14 protein-coding genes, 1 tRNA gene and 3 pseudogenes are annotated in these 15,448 nt (G+C 67.8%); 7 read left to right on the top strand and 11 right to left on the bottom strand.

The annotated features are described in order from the left end of the window. Positions 1-34: 34 nt before the first annotated feature. Positions 35-1,081 carry a Yip1 family protein gene (locus ACZ4N5_RS01995; RefSeq protein ID WP_467755193.1) on the top strand — a complete coding sequence of 349 codons (1,047 nt, stop codon included), beginning with the start codon at positions 35-37 and terminating at the stop codon, positions 1,079-1,081. Positions 1,082-1,266: 185 nt separating this feature from the next. On the opposite strand, the gene ACZ4N5_RS01990 is transcribed toward ACZ4N5_RS01995, so the two are convergent. From ACZ4N5_RS01990 to dcd, 5 genes are all read right to left on the bottom strand, one after another. After that, positions 1,267-1,572, bottom strand: a complete 306-nt coding sequence (locus tag ACZ4N5_RS01990; protein WP_467755192.1) for a hypothetical protein — start codon at positions 1,570-1,572, stop codon at positions 1,267-1,269. Positions 1,573-2,097: 525 nt separating this feature from the next. Beyond that, on the bottom strand, positions 2,098-2,271 hold the full coding sequence (locus ACZ4N5_RS01985; protein WP_467755191.1) for a hypothetical protein: 174 nt from the start codon (positions 2,269-2,271) through the stop codon (positions 2,098-2,100). A gap of 375 nt (positions 2,272-2,646) precedes the next feature. Then, on the bottom strand, positions 2,647-2,985 hold the full coding sequence (locus ACZ4N5_RS01980; RefSeq protein WP_389286876.1) for a cyclic-phosphate processing receiver domain-containing protein: 339 nt from the start codon (positions 2,983-2,985) through the stop codon (positions 2,647-2,649). A 450-nt stretch (positions 2,986-3,435) separates the two neighbouring features. Beyond that, on the bottom strand, positions 3,436-3,945 hold the full coding sequence (locus tag ACZ4N5_RS01975) for a phosphoribosyltransferase (RefSeq protein ID WP_467755388.1): 510 nt from the start codon (positions 3,943-3,945) through the stop codon (positions 3,436-3,438). Between the two features lie 10 nt (positions 3,946-3,955). Next, positions 3,956-4,531 (bottom strand): dCTP deaminase, encoded by a 576-nt coding sequence (dcd, locus tag ACZ4N5_RS01970; protein WP_467755190.1) that lies wholly within the window; start codon positions 4,529-4,531, stop codon positions 3,956-3,958. 592 nt (positions 4,532-5,123) lie between these two features. On the opposite strand from dcd, the gene ACZ4N5_RS01965 reads away from it, so the two are divergent. Further along, positions 5,124-5,197: transfer RNA gene (locus tag ACZ4N5_RS01965), tRNA-Gly, on the top strand. Positions 5,198-5,330: 133 nt separating this feature from the next. On the opposite strand, the pseudogene ACZ4N5_RS01960 reads toward ACZ4N5_RS01965, so the two are convergent. The 4 genes and pseudogenes from ACZ4N5_RS01960 to ACZ4N5_RS01945 form a co-directional block, all read right to left on the bottom strand. Beyond that, positions 5,331-5,672 (bottom strand): annotated as a pseudogene (locus ACZ4N5_RS01960) (tyrosine-type recombinase/integrase); the annotation flags it as partial. A gap of 25 nt (positions 5,673-5,697) precedes the next feature. Beyond that, positions 5,698-5,844: pseudogene (locus tag ACZ4N5_RS01955) on the bottom strand (excisionase family DNA-binding protein); the annotation flags it as partial. 192 nt (positions 5,845-6,036) lie between these two features. Next, positions 6,037-7,518: a hypothetical protein gene (locus tag ACZ4N5_RS01950; RefSeq protein WP_467755189.1), complete on the bottom strand. Its 1,482-nt coding sequence runs from the start codon at positions 7,516-7,518 to the stop codon at positions 6,037-6,039. A gap of 221 nt (positions 7,519-7,739) precedes the next feature. Further along, a pseudogene (locus ACZ4N5_RS01945) lies at positions 7,740-7,856 on the bottom strand (GntR family transcriptional regulator); the annotation flags it as partial. On the opposite strand from ACZ4N5_RS01945, the gene ACZ4N5_RS01940 reads away from it, so the two are divergent. Together ACZ4N5_RS01940 and ACZ4N5_RS01935 are read left to right on the top strand one after the other, a co-directional pair. Further along, complete coding sequence (locus ACZ4N5_RS01940) at positions 7,836-8,138, top strand: hypothetical protein (RefSeq protein ID WP_467755188.1); 303 nt, start codon at positions 7,836-7,838, stop codon at positions 8,136-8,138. The pseudogene ACZ4N5_RS01945 and the gene ACZ4N5_RS01940 sit on opposite strands and share 21 nt — an antisense overlap. Positions 8,139-8,584: 446 nt before the next feature. Continuing rightward, the gene (locus ACZ4N5_RS01935) at positions 8,585-9,439 is read left to right on the top strand and encodes a COG4705 family protein (RefSeq protein WP_467755187.1); all 855 of its coding nucleotides are present in this window, start codon (positions 8,585-8,587) and stop codon (positions 9,437-9,439) included. 133 nt (positions 9,440-9,572) lie between these two features. Here ACZ4N5_RS01935 and ACZ4N5_RS01930 read toward each other — a convergent pair whose 3' ends face one another. After that, entirely contained in the window at positions 9,573-11,912 is a 2,340-nt protein-coding gene (locus tag ACZ4N5_RS01930) for a YncE family protein (protein WP_467755186.1), read from the bottom strand. A 226-nt stretch (positions 11,913-12,138) separates the two neighbouring features. Between ACZ4N5_RS01930 and ACZ4N5_RS01925 the strand changes: the two genes are divergently transcribed. Continuing rightward, a complete protein-coding gene (locus ACZ4N5_RS01925; protein ID WP_467755185.1) occupies positions 12,139-12,453 on the top strand; it encodes a hypothetical protein in 315 nt (104 codons plus the stop codon). A gap of 580 nt (positions 12,454-13,033) precedes the next feature. Beyond that, positions 13,034-13,699 carry a DUF4142 domain-containing protein gene (locus tag ACZ4N5_RS01920; protein WP_467755184.1) on the top strand — a complete coding sequence of 222 codons (666 nt, stop codon included), beginning with the start codon at positions 13,034-13,036 and terminating at the stop codon, positions 13,697-13,699. Positions 13,700-13,801: 102 nt separating this feature from the next. Here the strand turns inward: ACZ4N5_RS01920 and ACZ4N5_RS01915 are convergent, their stop codons facing one another. Further along, positions 13,802-14,455: a hypothetical protein gene (locus ACZ4N5_RS01915; protein WP_467755183.1), complete on the bottom strand. Its 654-nt coding sequence runs from the start codon at positions 14,453-14,455 to the stop codon at positions 13,802-13,804. 752 nt (positions 14,456-15,207) lie between these two features. Here ACZ4N5_RS01915 and ACZ4N5_RS01910 point away from each other — a divergent pair. Further along, the gene (locus ACZ4N5_RS01910) at positions 15,208-15,411 is read left to right on the top strand and encodes a cold-shock protein (RefSeq protein WP_030224351.1); all 204 of its coding nucleotides are present in this window, start codon (positions 15,208-15,210) and stop codon (positions 15,409-15,411) included. The last annotated feature ends 37 nt before the right edge of the window (positions 15,412-15,448 follow it).

The following is a 15,448-nucleotide window of genomic DNA, read 5'->3' as shown; positions in this document are numbered from 1 at the left end:
TCCCGTAGGGGCCACCCGGAGTGCCCCTTAGGGGATGTCACAGCTCGGCCCCAATGGCGGGCCCGTTGCCCCGGGCCGGGCACGTCACTCTTCGGGACCAGGTACGTTCGATAACGTGGCTGGATTCAGGATCGGACGCGGCGGACGGGACAACCGTGCCCCGCAAGCGCGACCGCAACAACAACCGTCGTACGGACAGGCCCCCCAGGGACGCGGGCAGCAGTCCCCCCAGGGAGGCGGGCAACAGCCGTACGGCTATCCGCCCGCGCCGCCGCAGGCGCAGTACGGGGGACAGCAGCCGTACGGCGGACAGGGCGGCCAGCCCTACCGCGGCGGACAGCAGGATGGCTGGCCCCAGAGTGGCGGACAAGGCGGCGGACAGGGCGAGCCGGAGTACTTCGGCGACGGTCATCCTCAGCAGGGCCCGGACCCGTACGCCGCGAACAGCCCCGGCCACACCCAGGCCTTCTCGATCGGCGAGGACCCGTACAACCAGGGCGAGACCTACCGCGCGGGCCAGGCGGCCGCTCCGCCGGTCGGCCCCCGGCTGCACTGGAAGGACCTGCTCAAGGGCATAGTGACGGCCCCTAACCGGACCTTCCTCCAGATGCGCGACTACACGATGTGGGCCCCGGCCCTGATCGTGACGTTCCTCTACGGCCTGCTGGCGGTCTTCGGCTTCGACGGCGCCCGCCAGGACGCCATCAGCGCGACCCTCTCCAACGCCGTCCCGATCGTCCTGACGACCGCCGTCGCCCTCGTCCTCAGCACGTTCGTCCTGGGCGTGGTCACCCACACCCTGGCCCGCCAGCTCGGCGGCGACGGCGCCTGGCAGCCCACGGTCGGCCTCTCCATGCTGATCATGTCCATCACGGACACCCCGCGGCTGCTCTTCGCGATGTTCCTCGGCGGCGACGCGTCCTTCGTCAAGCTCCTGGGCTGGATCACCTGGGTCGCCGCGGGCGCCCTGCTGACCCTGATGGTCGGCAAGTCCCACGACCTCCCGTGGCCCAAGGCCCTCGCCGCGTCATCCATTCAGCTGATCGCCATCCTGTCGATCATCAAACTGGGCACGTTCTAGAAGCCCCCGCGCTCCCCGCACCCAGGAACCCACACGCCTGAGAGGGGCTCCCGGCACACCGCCGGGAGCCCCTCTCGCGCTCTCGCATGTTCCGGTACCCGCAGGCGCGAACTTCGACGCTGAACGCCGGACCCTCATGACCGCTCATCCTGCCGAACCGACTCGGTGATGGAGACTCCACCGACCTACCCCTGAATCGGCAGGTCCGGATGCGTGAAGACAAAGATCAGGTACGCGACTGCCGCCGCCGTCCCCACCGTCGCGAGCGCCAAACCGATCAAGGGCTGGGCACGGCTGACGCCCCGACGGGAGGCGGCTCGGTACTCGATGAATCCCCGGACAACGCCTATGAGACCGATGGGCAGGGCAAGCGGCCACACGATCATCCAGAAGGGGCAGCAGAACCAGCACACGACGGAAGCGCCGCCGAAAACGACGGCCAGGCTCCCCGGCCCCGCTCTACCGCCGGTCACATCATCAGTACGCCTCACGCCCTGATCAAAGCAGCACAGGTGTACGGCTCAACAACCACCCCGCCCCGGAGGCGCGCAGAGCGGGCACGGCCCATCCTCAGGTCAGAGCGCGTCCTTCGACGGAGTGATCGGCTCGCCGGCCTTACGCACCGGAGGCAGCACGCTCCAGGCGTCGTTGACTGAATGAGGGTGGTCGCCAAAGCCTCATACACACAGGTCAGCGCGATAGCCGAAGTGGAACACGACGAACGCGAGGCCGGCAGGAGCCCAGCCTCGCGTCCAGGGGCAGTGATCGACGAATCAGGTGGCGGTCAGCGCCAGACGGGTGCGCGCAAGCTCGGGTCGAACTTGCGCGCACCTCTCCCGGCGGGGTGAATCAAGATCGCGAAAGGCTGTGAGGATCAACGCTTGCTGGCGTTCAAGCGGGAGGGACAGGAAATCCTCCAGGGTCTCGACGCTCGGGGAGGCAGCCTGGTGCCGTGCCCTGCTGAAACGCCCACGATTCCGGAGCCACACGACGACGGCACCAATGTCATGACCGTGTCATTTCTTGAACGAGTCCTTGGTCCGCTCTCTCGCGCCCCGCATCATGCCCCGTGCTTCCAGTGCGGCGCCTTTCGCTTCGAGGGTTTCTTTGTGGACCGCGTGGGCCGCCTTCCGCACGGTCTTTCCGACGACCTGTTCGGCCTTTGCCTTGGCTTTTTCTCCGGCACTCATCTCGGTACCTCCGCGGAGTCTTACTGGTCGTGTGCCCTTGAGGCGGGGACATAACCACCCTGCGGGATGCGCCGATCGTGGACGGACGAAGTCCCGCGGGTCTGGAGGATTACGACGGGGCCGGAACCGCGGCGGCCGGCCGTCATGGCGGGGAGCGCCGAGTGCCTTCGCTTGAGCCGGTACTCCCTACCTAGGCGACCGTCAAGCGCCCCACTGATGTCTGACACCAGCGACCGACACCGACACCAACGGACGAAGGCGGCTCGGGGCGGCCTCTGGGGGCCACTTCCACGCCGCAGGACGGCCGAGGTTCAGTGTCGAGAGCTCGCGATGATTGACCTGACAAGGATGAGGCCAGACCTCGAAATCAGATTCCTAGACCGTTGCCCGCCGGACCTGGTAGTCCCAGCGTGTGAGTGACCGGACGACGGTCTCGGCGCCAATGGGGTTGGCGCTGTGTACGAAGACCGTGCCGATTCGGAAGGGCCGCCCGTTGAAAGCGGCTTCCTCCATGAGGGTAACCACGGGCAGGATGCTGTCGTCACCGCCGAGGTCGTGGTCGAGCCAGAGTTCGTCGATGAAGCTGTCGCGGTGTTCTTGCAGGAGCTTGATACCTTCGCCGCTGCTGCGCGCGATCCGCGTGGTCCAGGGCAGCGGCCGGAGGTCGTCTATGCCGAGGATGACGGGCGTTGGTGCGGGCGACTCTTCTTTCACCCGACCATTGTCACGTCACGGCCGCGACTGGCTCAGGGGGGCGTGATCGCCGAACTAGGTCGGTGCAGCTCTCGACGGTGGCACCCTCGGCGTCAGCCGGCGATACAGAGGTGAGCTGTGGCTACGAGACGCCGAGATGAGCGCACGGCGCGTTGCGCGCCCGCTCAGTCGGCGAGCCCGCCGTCGGCTGAGGCACAGACGGGCTTCGTGTCCAACCTTTGGCGCTCCCTCTTCGCGAGATGCGGTACAGCCACGAAGTACAGCAACCACGGCAACCGATCACGTCCCGCAACGCCCTTCGGAGACCATGACGCGACAGCAATGACGGTCAGTGCCCGGTTTCTGTAGAGCTACGGATCAGAAGGTCACCAGGAGCCCGAACAGCGCGAGAGCCCCTCGACGATCTTCGAGGGGCTCTCTCTGATCTCTGATCTACGAAGCAACCGCAGGTCAGAGCGCTTCCTTGTTCGGCTTGGCCGCTTCCCCCGACCTTTGCACTGGAGGCAGAACACTCCACGGGAAGTTGATCCACTCATCGGTCCGTTTCCACACGTACTCGCATTTCACGAGCGACTGGGTCTTCTCGTAGATCACGGCGCTGCGGACCTCGGCGACCTGGTCGAGGCAGAAGTCGTGCACGAGCTTGAGCGTCTTGCCCGTGTCGGCGACGTCGTCGGTGATCAGGACCTTCTTGTCGGAGAAGTCGATCGCGTTGGGGACGGGAGCGAGCATGACCGGCATCTCCAACGTCGTCCCCACCCCCGTATAGAACTCGACGTTCACAAGGTGGATGTTCTTGCAGTCGAGGGCGTAGGCGAGCCCGCCCGCGACGAAGACGCCGCCGCGGGCGATGGAGAGCACGATGTCCGGCTCGTACCCGTCGTCGGCGATGGTCTGGGCGAGTTCGCGTACGGCGACGCCGAACCCTTCGTAACTGAGGTTCTCGCGCACGGGAGCCATGCTCATCGCCTCAGACCTGGGTGCGGTGGAACTTCAGGAAGGACCGCGAGGCGGTCGGCCCGCGCTGGCCCTGGTAACGGGAGCCGTACCGGTCACTGCCGTACGGGAACTCGGCCGGCGAGCTGAGCCGGAACATGCACAGCTGCCCGATCTTCATCCCGGGCCACAGCTTGATCGGCAGCGTCGCGAGGTTGGACAGCTCAAGGGTGACGTGCCCGGAGAACCCGGGGTCGATGAACCCGGCCGTGGAGTGGGTGACCAGCCCCAGCCGTCCCAGCGAACTCTTGCCTTCGAGCCGCGAGGCGAGATCGTCGGGCAGCGAGATGACCTCGTACGTACTGGCGAGGACGAACTCTCCGGGATGGAGGATGAACGGCTCGTCGCCCTCGGGCTCGACGAGCCGCGTGAGGTCCGCCTGCTCGACCGATGGGTCGATGTGGGGGTAGCGGTGGTTCTCGAACACCCGGAAGTAGCGGTCGAGCCGCACGTCGATGCTCGACGGCTGCACCATGGATTCGTCGTAGGGATCGATCCGGACCCGCCCGGCGTCGATCTCGGCCCGGATGTCCTTGTCAGAGAGAAGCACGCCCTGAGGATACGCAAGGCGCGCGGGGCCACCACAATCGTGACGACACCGCGCGCCCGTACTGCTCATTCACCACTACGACGCCACAGCGTTTCCGTCGCTGCTACGACGCCTCCGCCACGACGCTGTAGCGACTGCGCCCGCCACTACTGACTACTGCTCCGTCAATGCTTTCTCCAAGGCGACCGGCACCACACTGCGGAGCCGGGCACACCGCGGACACCGGAGCAGCCGGCCGGGGCCGAGCCGCTCGGCCTGCTGCATCGGGAACGAAGCGGTGCTGAACACGTGCCCCTCGGCACATCGGACGACGGTGCGCTCCATCAAGTCCCAGAGTCCCTTCCCCAAGAGCTGCGTCAGGCTGATGCCCTGACAACGAAAGCCACATTACGGGATGAAAGGGACGGCTCTCCAGGCGGCACTCCGACCTCACCCGGACCCACTTCAACGCCCCCACCGTACGCCCCAACTCCGGCCCCCCGCAGCCGCATCCGCCCTCCGAAACGGGAGCGCGCCTCGCGGCTTCGACGCCGGGGGCCGGGCATGAGGTAGAGTGAGCGAGCATTCGGCACCGGCTCAACCGGCGTCTTACGCGGGTGTAGTTTAGTGGTAGAACATCAGCTTCCCAAGCTGAGAGTGCGAGTTCGATTCTCGTCACCCGCTCCATGTGAAACCCCCAGGTCGATGACCCGGGGGTTCTTTGTTGTCCAAACCAATGAACGGGCGCGCACCACAACCGCACCATAAGGACCGGCTGGGTGCCGGTGGGCTCCTCGTTGTGGTGCGCGGGGTCGTCGTTACGGTGCTTCGCACGCTCGGCGCGCACCGTGTCGTCGAGCCCGGGCCGCCACGTCCCGTTGCCGCTCGTCGTCGGAGTGCTGATGGATCAGCGCCGCCTTCTCGGAGGACTGGCCGACGCGGACCATCGTGTCCTTGAGGGTGGCGCCCGAACGGGTCGAGAGCGTGTGTCCGGTGTGACGAAGGTCGTAAAACCGGAAGCCGTCCGGAAGGTCGACGACGGTGCGGGCCCGACGCCACTTCCGGCCGAACGAGGTACGGCGCAAGGGCGCGCCCTTCTCACCCACGAACACCAAGCCGTCCGGCCCTTTCTCGGCGTACCAGCGAGGTGCCGCCTCACCTCCGACGCCTGCCCTTCTTGTCGGCCATCAGGCAGCCCTCCGCAGGCCGACACGACGAAGCCGGATCGGCTCCACGGTGCGCGCGGCAAGGAACTCATCGACCGCGCTCGCGGGTTTGCGGACGTGCCGGCCGACCTTCACGTACCGGATGCGCTGCTCCTCGATCAGCCGCCGCCAGGTCGACTCGTCAAGCGCCTTTGGTTGATTGCTCCGTTGGCAGCTTGTCCCGCGGTGGCAGGGAAGATCAGAGTTCAAGCGCAGTGCAGCGAATAGAGAGGCACTGAATCGTGCACACCCTCGCGGCACGTGCATAAAAGGAGGGTGAACGGCCACCAGGGCCGTTCACCCTCCTCCCCTTACAGAACCCTAAAAAGCGATGTGAGGGCTCGTCAGGGCTGCCCCGAAGTAGCCCTTCACGCCACGAACGGTGATGCCGGCGCTCTTGCCGCACAAGCCGGCGGAACCTCTAAGGACGGGGCCGGTGGTCGAGCCACGGGCGATCCACAGGCAACCGTCACTGTTCTCCGTGGGAACGCCGACGACCGTCTCGGCCCTGCCGTCCTTGTTGAGGTCTGCGAGGTGAACCGACGCTCCGAACTGGTCACCGGTCTCAGCGGTGCCGGGCACGTCGGCTGTGTTCTGGGTGTATCCGATTGCCTTGGTCGTGGTCAGACCTGTGGCGGAGCCGCGCAGCAAGACGGCCGAGCCGGCCATCTCGTGCGTACCGAGGCCCTCGCTGGGGACACCGACGAGGACATCGGCGTAGCCGTCGGCGTTGACGTCGCCGACGCTGAGCGACTGGCCGAAGCGGTCGCCGTTCTCCGCCGTGCCGGGAACCCCCGCCGTGTCCTGGTGGAAGACCTTCGGCCGCTGGTCGGCAGTGATGCCTTTCGCGCTTCCGTAGAGAACCTGGATCTCGCCGCCGCGGTGCGCGGCACCGGGCATGTTCATCGTGGATTCGTCGTCCGCGATGGCGGTGACGAGGTCACCGTAGCCGTCGCCGTTGACGTCGCCGATCTGGCCGGCGTAGCCATCGGCGAACGGCAGTTTCGTGGGCCAGGTCGTCATGGGATCGTCGCCGATCGGGCCGTTGTCGACGAGCACGGATCCGCGGACGTCGTCGTCCGAGGGGCCGGGCAGCCAGAACCGTTCCGCCCTGCCGTCGCCGTTCACGTCGCCCATCACCAGACTGCGGGCGTTGGCGCGCCATTCCTGGTAGTGGGTGGCAGCTTTGCCGGTGCGGGTGAAGGGGCCCGTGTAGGAGGCCGCCTCGCAGCGCGAACCGATGCCCACTTCCGGGGCACCGTCCCCGTTCATGTCTCCCGTGGCCAGGGACAGCCCGAATCCGCAATAGGTCATACCGTCCCCGAACCCGGAGGGCGGGGAGACGCTTGAGCCGCCCTGCAAGCCATGGGACCCACCCCACACAACGGTCACGGAGCCCCGGGACTTCTTGCCGTCGACGTCTTCACCGGGAGTGCCGACGAGCAGATCCGCGTACCCGTCCCGGTCCAGGTCGGCGCTGGCAACTGCCGAGCCGAACTCGTCCTCGTCCTCGGGTGCACCGGGGATCCCGGCGGTCGCCTGCGTGATCACAGCCCGACGCGTGGCACTCACGGATGACGCCGCCCCGTACAGAACGACCACGGCACCGGCTCCCTCCACCGATCCGTTGGCGGCCTCGGGGGCGCCCACGACCAGGTCGCGATAGCCGTCACCGTTGAAGTCGTCCTGGACAGCTGCGGTGTTGGCCCCCTTGTAGGGAGCGGTCGCCGAAGCCGTCGCCGGGGTGAGAGTGACGGCGAAGAGGGGGGCGAGCACGGCCATGGCCGTAACTGCTCTGTGCAACGGAACTCCTCATGCGGGACGACACAGACGACAGGGAGGCGAGAGCTGCATAACTTGAAGCTCGATCGACTCACTTGACCCGCGAGAGCGCCGCAAGGTTGTACGCGAGGCCCAACAGATCGAAGAGCTCGGCCGAGCCGGTACGTGTCTTCAAGTTCCTGCCGATCGGCAGGAAGGAGGACATCCGTGACCTGCAAAGCCTGCCCGGCAGCATCGCACGCGACGACCAACACGTTGAGCACCGGCTGCCCTTGAGGCATCGCCGAAAGGTCGGCTTCTTCCGTACTGGGCGGCCGGGCCGAGACACGTTCCGTCACGTGGTCGAAGCGCACCTTCATGCGCCCTGCCTGGCCGCCCGGTTCCCCAACGCCCTCCCGGTCCACACCCCGGTCCACGCCTCCTGGCTGAACCAAGTGGAGATCTTCTTCTCCGTCGTGCGACGCAAGGTCGTGACACCCAACGACTTCACCGACCTCGACCAGGTCAGGGACCGGCTCCGAAGGTTCGAAGACCGCTACAACGCCACGGCACAGCCGTTCCAGTGGAAGTTCACCACCTCCGATCTGGACGATCTGCTGGCCCGGCTCGACGGGCACACACTCACCGACCGACACCAGTAATCCTCCGGCGCCCTGGCCGCCTGATCAACCCCCGAAGGACTTCCAGCGCCAACCACTAAGTCGCAGGTCGCAGCGTTGGTCGATTACACGGCCGCTTCTTTGCGAAGCCGGGGGTGGTGGCACGGTCGCGGAGGACGCGGCCCGGCCGGGATGAGTCACGGCGTGTCGCGTGAACAGGGTGTGGCCGGTCTCCGTAGATCGTAGAACCGGAAGCCATCCGGTGTGCCGACGGCTCCTTCACCCTCCGCAGATTCCTGTGCGGGCGTTCGAGACGCACCGGCAGGTGCCGCTATGCGAGGTGCAGAAGATGCGAAGACTCTCGGCGAGATCACTGCGGGCGCAGTACGTCAATACTCATGCCGCCCGCGTTCAGGACGCGTTCAGGTTGACCTTGTCAGGGTTCAACGGAGATCGAATCCCCCACACACCGCAGGAGCACGCTCTTGATGTCGACGAAATCCGTGATGAAGAAGCTGCCCGAGGTCACTCTGGCGTTCTGGATCATGAAGATCGCCGCCACGACCCTGGGTGAGACGGCGGGCGACCTGTTCGCCCAGACTCTCAAGCTCGGCTACTTCGTGACCACGATCGCCCTGTTCCTGCTCTTCGTGGTGACGTTGGTGGTCCAGCTCAGGTCCCGTCAGTACAACCCGTTCTTCTACTGGACCGTGATCCTGTCGACCAGCATGGCCGGCACCACGATGTCCGACTTCATGAACCGCGACGCCAGCACCAAGTACCTCTCCGGCGGCGCCACCTCGCTCGGCTGGGGCCCGCAGGGTCTCGGTCTGGGCTACCCCGAAGGTGCCGCCATCCTGATCTCGGTCCTTCTGGCGATCTTCCTCGCCTGGAAACTGAGCGGGATGACGTTCCAGATCCGCGACATCGTCACTTTCCGCGGTGAGGCCCTGTTCTGGTCGGCGATCCTCGTCTCCAACACGCTCGGCACCTCGATGGGCGACTTCCTCTCCGACAGCTCCGGCCTCGGGTATCTGGGCGGGGCGCTGCTCATCACCGGACTGCTGGCGGTACTCGTCGCGCTGATGAAGGTCCCGGCGGTCCCGAACGTCCTGCTGTTCTGGATCGCCTTCGTCCTCACCCGCCCGCTGGGCGCCACCGCCGGTGACTTCCTCACCAAGCCGCTCGCCAAGGGTGGACTCGACCTCGGCACCGCGGGCTCGTCGGCTGTGCTGCTCGTTGCCCTGTTCGGCCTCATGGCCTACGCCCAGGTCCAGGAACGCCGCGCGGCCGGACCCGGCCTGGAGGCCGAAACGGTCCCACAGGAAGCCGGCCGTCGGTGAGCCCGTCCTCCCGGATGTCCGCACGGTCCCTGGCGCCCTCACCGACGAGCGTGGCCTTGTCGTATGCGCGTGACCGCGTCGCGGCCGGCGCCACGAGCCCTGCCCAGGAGTCGCCCTCTCGGAGACTTCGGCCTCACGAGGGGCTGCCGGGGCGGACCGTGAGGTACGTCCACTGACTCCACACGCTGCCGGTCTGTGCGCCCTTGGCCGGCGGCGTGTAGTGGCCGCGGATGCGGTAGTGGTCGTTGCTCGTGAAGAGCTTCAGAGCCCGGCCGTAGCCGTACCAGCCGTCGCCGTACAGGGGCACGCAACTCTGCGAGGTGGTCTGGTGCCAGGTCCCCGAGTAGTAGTGCTCGAGGTACACCGACAGACAGCCGCCGGACTGACGGGGAGTCACCTGGATGTTGAAGCCCATGTTGACTTCGGACTTGTAGAAGACCTGGTAGGTGGTGGAGCCGACGCGGGTGGTCGACAGCGGCCACTGCGTCTGCGTCCGGACCGTCGGTGTCAGGGTCGTGCTGGTGGTCACCGTGCGCGGCGCGTAGCGGTAGTCACCGGTGAAGGCCGCGCTGAAGACCGTGTTGCGGGTGACCTTGTAGTACGCGACGAGGTTCCCGTGCGCGTCGACCTTGCCGCTCTTGAGCTGCGCCTTCGACGCGCCCGCGGGCTGGTCGTACAGCGTCACGGAACGGGAGTTGTAGGTGGTTCCCAGATGCGCGGTGACCTTGACGGTAGCGCCGGAGTGGTACGACTTCGCGTCGGTCGCCACACTCAGGCTCGGAGTGGTCCGGGACACGTCCACCGTCGTCCACGTGCTGACCGGGAGGTACGACGTACCACCGTCGTAGCTGAAGGCGTACGTGTTCGCGCCGCCGACCTGCGGGGTGTCGTGGAAGGTGAAACCGCCGTCGGCGGCGATGGGCACGGTGCCCACCGAGTAGCCGGCGGGGTGCGCCAGGTCGGTCTTGACGACGTGGACGGCTCCGGTCGTCACGTGCGCGTGCGGCCAGTTGAGCTTCCCCGCGATGGTCAGCGGTGCGGCACGGCCGCCGCCGGTGACGGCCGGCAGCGCGATGGTGGGCGCGTACTTCGCGACAGGGACGTCGAAGGTCTGGTCGGCCGGACCGTAGTGGCCGCTGCCGGAGTAGTCGACGTGGAAGCTCAGCGGGCCGCTGAGGGGAGCGGTGCCGGCTACGTAGTAGGAGCCGAAGAAGTCGTCCGGCCGGACCCGGGTTGTCGTCAGGTCCTGGATGAGCACGCCGTCCGGATCCGCGGCGTCGTAGCGCGTGATCCGTACGGTGCCCGGAATCATGGATACCCCGGCATCGAGGTCGAGAGACGAATTGAAGCGCGCCCGGAACGAATAGGCCTCGCCGGGGGCGAGAGGAGTGGTGGTCGAACCTCCGCGGAGTTGGACCGATGCGGTTTCCGGATCACGGGCTATGCGGAGCGTCGGTACTCCGGAGGCGTCCACGCCCACGATGTAGAGACGGCTCCCGTCCGGTGACCAGGCGAGGCCGTGGGCGGGCAGGCTCAGCCGGTCCCCGTATCCGTACCCGTACTCGTGGTAGAAGCCGTCGCCCGTTTCCGGAAACGCACGGACTTCGTAGTTGCAGCCGCAGCCGGCCAGGGTGCCGTCCGGGGCCACGGCGACGGCCTTGGCGGCCACGAACTCGGAGAATCGCCCGTCCACCGCGAGATCCGAGGTGCGGTACCGGTCGTCGCTCGGGCCCACCCAGGACGAGACCGCCAGGTGCAGGCCGTCCGCCGTGACCGCGAAGTCGCTCAGGTCGGGGACGGGCAGCGCCTTCGCGGCCTGCCGGGTCAGCGCGTCGCCCTCGGCCCGGTACGTGACGAAGGCGGAGGTGTCGCCCGTCTGCGTGGCGGCGGCGAGCACTCCGGAGGGCGTCGGGGTCGTCGCCAGCATCGGCGGTCCCGGCCAACTGCCGGAATCCTGCCGCAAGGTGACCGTACCGGCCCCGTCGACGGATCCGATGCCGCCGGCGCCCGCCGTGCCGTACCCGAACCAGAGGGTGCCCCCGGCGACGGCCAGCGAGTCCGGACGACTTCCCTCGCCCGTGTCGTAACGGGCCGACTCGGTCAGGTTGTTCGTACTGATCGCCGCGATCGCGTCCTGGCCCGGGAGAGCCGCGTACAGCGCTGATCCGTCGCCGGAGAGGGCGAGACCGGTGGCACCCGGCTCACCACCGATCGTCGTCGGGTTTCCGCCGTCGAGGTCGGTGACAAGGATGCCGTCGGTGCCCGCGCCGCCGCTGATGAACAGGTGTCCGTGCGGAGCGTCCACGACCATGTGCGCGAAGTGCGCGATCGGCAGCGGTGTGCCTGACGCCGCGTACGAGTCGACCGCACCGGGACCGACGACAGTCGTCAGCCCCAGGAGCAATGCTGCGGCGGTTGACGGCGAGAATCGCGCCAGCTTCACGAAAGGCCCCCACATAACCTTCACGATCAAGAGGCGCAACCTAGCACGGAGTTGTCGTCGCAGGATCCCCTTCCGGTGCGCCCGACCAGCGACTTTGCCCCGTTTCGAGGCCGGAGCCGCCCATGCCCCCGCGCTGCGCCGCAGGTCGGCGCCCGGTGTCATGAACTGGCAAAAAATGGCGCTCGTCCATCGCGGCACACGACCCCTTGCCGACCCTCCTCCGGAGGAGGACGATCTTGGCAGCCAAGGAGGCAGGATGCTGCGGTCGATGGACTGGTCGGTGGTCGCCCTGGGGTGCGCGCTGGTGGTCGGAAGTCTCGGTAGCCGTTGGTGGGAGCGCGTCAAGGCTGCAAAGGGAGGGGGCCCCGACCAGGGCATGCGCCCCCTCTCGGCATGGCTCCCCCTCCTCATGGGCCTGGCGATGATCTCCGCCAGGCTGCCGGCACTGTTGCACGCACCCCACCCGGTCGTGGAACTCGTCGACGCGCTGACGTTCGTGACCGTGGTGACGGGACTGGTCTTCGCCGTCCGGTCGGCGTGGCGCATCTTCCGGGCGCGCGGCGCCGCGTGAGCACCACTGGGTGAGCGCCGCGTGACGGCTCCGACCGTTGCCTCTCGGTGTCCGGGAGCCCCGACCGGGCCATGAGGCCCGTCGTCCCGGTGGATCACTCGCCGTGTGCCGGGTGCGTGCCGGGACGTGTGCGGATGCCCGCTTGTCGTCGTGTGCGGAACCTCCTGTCGTAGAGGTCGTCCAGGGTCCGCGACCGCACCTCATACGGGCGGTGCGCGTCTGCGGATGTGTGCGTCACCGTGGCCGCGATCAAGACGGCCGAGCCGCGAGGCGAGGCGAGGGGCGAGGCGAGGCGAGGCGAGGCGAGGGGCGAACGACGCGAGACGGGGCGTTCCGGTGCGGCGGCGCGTTCCGGCGTCCGTCCGGCCCTGGCACCCGGGGCCGTTCGGCCCTATCGGCCCCCGGCGGCGAAGTGATCTTCTGGCGCCGCGGCCGGGTGCCCCCGCCTCCGCAACTCCCGTTCCCCCGTACGGGAAAGGGGCCGGAGCACTCGGCACGCGCCAAGAACGGCTCCGGCCGGTACGGACCGCACCGGCCACGCACAGGTTTCCGAGAACCAGCCGGTCCCAGGGAGGCTCAGTTGCGGCGCAGCATCGTCACGATGTTCATGGTGTTGGCGATCGTCGGCACGATCGGCTCACTCGCGTACCCGGTGTTCTACTCGTACCCCCACCGTTTCGACGCCGTGAAGGCCGCCATAGCCGACCCCGGCCCTGCGGTGAACACACCCTGGGGACCTCTGACCGTCGCCGATCGGGACCTCGTGGTGCGGGTGCAGCTCGAAGGGCTGTGGGAGATACCCGCGGGCCAACAGGCGGTCAAGCTGGCCCCCGCGAAGGCGATCAAGGAGGCGGGCGACCATCTGGTGGCCGGCCACACCGACCTCGACAAGCGCGTTCGTACCGTCGCGGCCGACCTCGCCATCCCGCTGCCGACCCAGCCGACCGCGGAGCAGCAGGGGTGGCTCGCGGAGCTGTCGGCGGCCCAGGGCGAGGACTACCGGCGGGAGTTCGCGAATCTGCTGCGTGACGAGCACGGCAGAATCTTCCAGGCACTCGCGCAGGTGCGCAGCAGCACCCGCAACACGCTGGTACGGGAGCTGGCCACGGCCACGAACCGGACCGAGCTGGACCACATCTCGGTGCTGGAGAAGACCGGATACGTCGACTTCGACACCATCGCGCACGAGGCGACGGCCTCTCCGGCCGCGATCCCGACGGGGTTTCCGGCGCCGTCGTCACCGTGAGGACCGGCGGCCTCAGGGCGCAGCCCGTGCGACCGGTCGGATGCCTCTCGGCCGCGGCCAGGCCAGGGGGCCTGTGACGAGTGCCGCGGCCGCGCGGGCGGCTCAGTGCGCGAGCGAGCAGTTCCCCCAGGCGGCGGCCAGGGCGTCGGGAATCGCCGGGATGTCTCCGCAGCCGTGCGGTCCGGCGGGGAAGCCGTCGCTCGCGACATAGACCCAGCCACCGCCGCCGGAGCTGCGGAAGTACTTGATGGCACTGCCCTCGTCCTGCATACCCACGAGTTCCGGCTGCGTGGCACCCGCGGTGAGTCCGAAACGGGTGGCGGCGTAACGGACCGTTCCGCACTGGCCGTAGAAGAAGACGTGCGGCACCGGCTCGATGTGCGTGAAGTGGGTGACGTCGTGCTGGTACACCCGGGTCACGGCGGCCTTCACCGCGTCACCGACGGCCAGGTTGCGGCAGCCGGCGACGGCCGTGGGCGGGTGGCTGGTCGGGGCGGGCGACTGATCCGTGGCCCGGTCCGGGGTGGCGGAGGCGGTAACGGAGCCGTGCGACGGCGTGGGCGTGCCGGCGGGACTCGACGAGGGTGACGCCGCCGGTGCCGAGGCGTCCGCCCGTACGGCTTCGGCCGAGGCGTCCGCGGAGGGAGTGGGGGTGGTCGCGGCGGAACCTGCGCCCGCCGAGCTGCTCTGGCACCCCGTCAGCAGCATGATCCCGCCCGCCAGCGCCATCGCCGACGTACGTATGAGACCGGGCATGACCCATCCTTTTCTCGACGGCTTCTCCCGGCCGGCTCTTCGCGACCGTTCGAAGTCATGGTCACGGCCTGCGTGACCACGGCATACGGCCGCTGTGCACCCGGCCGCGGGTTCTGCCCCACAGGACAGCGCGGGACCGCCCGGAAGTTGCAGGGAGAAGCATGCCGGATGGTCTCGATTCCGCATACGGGCCGTCGCGCCGGTGACCCGCCCAGCCGTACGGGCGGTCCGCCGGTGGCCCTCCCTGTCGTACAGGCGGTCCCGCCGGTGACCCTCCCTGCCGTACGAGCGGTCCCGCCGGTGACCGAAACCGGTGCGCGATGCGGAGTAGGGTGCCGTCACCGCGCCGCGTGCCGCACTCGTGCCGCACTCGTGGCCGCTCGTGCCGGGCGGCGACGGTGGGGGTTCGGCTTTCGTCACATTTTCCGAACTCCGTCGCATGATCCCGGGGCAGAAACGCTGCGACCCGGGCGGGCCAATATCTGTGGCGGCGACGTAAGAAATCGACGACGGACGCGATGAGGATTTCTTGATCGACAGGCCGAGCGAAGTTATCCGCCGCGCACAATCGATCGTGCCGTGCTACTGTCGATAGCAGTTGCAGTTGTGGTTCCCAAAAACTTGTGAGCTTCCACCCTGTTCTTGCAGGGTGGAGTTCTTTTGTATCCGGTCATTTCCGGCGGGGTAATCATCACGGCGACACGGAGTCGGCACTGTGCGGACTCCGAGCACCGTCCCAAAGGAGAATTGACATGGCTACTGGCACCGTGAAGTGGTTCAACGCGGAAAAGGGCTTCGGCTTCATCGAGCAGGACGGCGGCGGCGCCGACGTCTTCGCCCACTACTCGAACATCGCTGCGCAGGGCTTCCGTGAGCTCCAGGAAGGCCAGAAGGTGTCCTTCGACATCGCGCAGGGCCAGAAGGGCCCGACGGCGGAGAACATCGTTCCCGCCTGACACCCGCATGCACGGCGCAGCTGGGGCCCGCACCTTG

Source organism: Streptomyces sp. NPDC026500 (assembly GCF_055567635.1).
The sequence above is the reverse complement of the archived record's forward strand: the minus strand, read 5'-3'. Positions and strand labels throughout refer to the sequence as shown.

Bases quoted from the DNA above. Each gene is read 5' to 3' on its own strand.
- ACZ4N5_RS01925 (WP_467755185.1), top strand. From the start codon at position 12,139: ATGCTGCGGTCGATGGACTGGTCGGTGGTCGCCCTGGGGTGCGCGCTG.
- ACZ4N5_RS01910 (WP_030224351.1), top strand. From the start codon at position 15,208: ATGGCTACTGGCACCGTGAAGTGGTTCAACGCGGAAAAGGGCTTCGGC.
- ACZ4N5_RS01915 (WP_467755183.1), bottom strand. From the start codon at position 14,455: ATGCCCGGTCTCATACGTACGTCGGCGATGGCGCTGGCGGGCGGGATC.
- ACZ4N5_RS01975 (WP_467755388.1), bottom strand. From the start codon at position 3,945: ATGGCTCCCGTGCGCGAGAACCTCAGTTACGAAGGGTTCGGCGTCGCC.
- ACZ4N5_RS01985 (WP_467755191.1), bottom strand. From the start codon at position 2,271: ATGAGTGCCGGAGAAAAAGCCAAGGCAAAGGCCGAACAGGTCGTCGGA.
- ACZ4N5_RS01935 (WP_467755187.1), top strand. From the start codon at position 8,585: ATGTCGACGAAATCCGTGATGAAGAAGCTGCCCGAGGTCACTCTGGCG.
- ACZ4N5_RS01995 (WP_467755193.1), top strand. From the start codon at position 35: ATGTCACAGCTCGGCCCCAATGGCGGGCCCGTTGCCCCGGGCCGGGCA.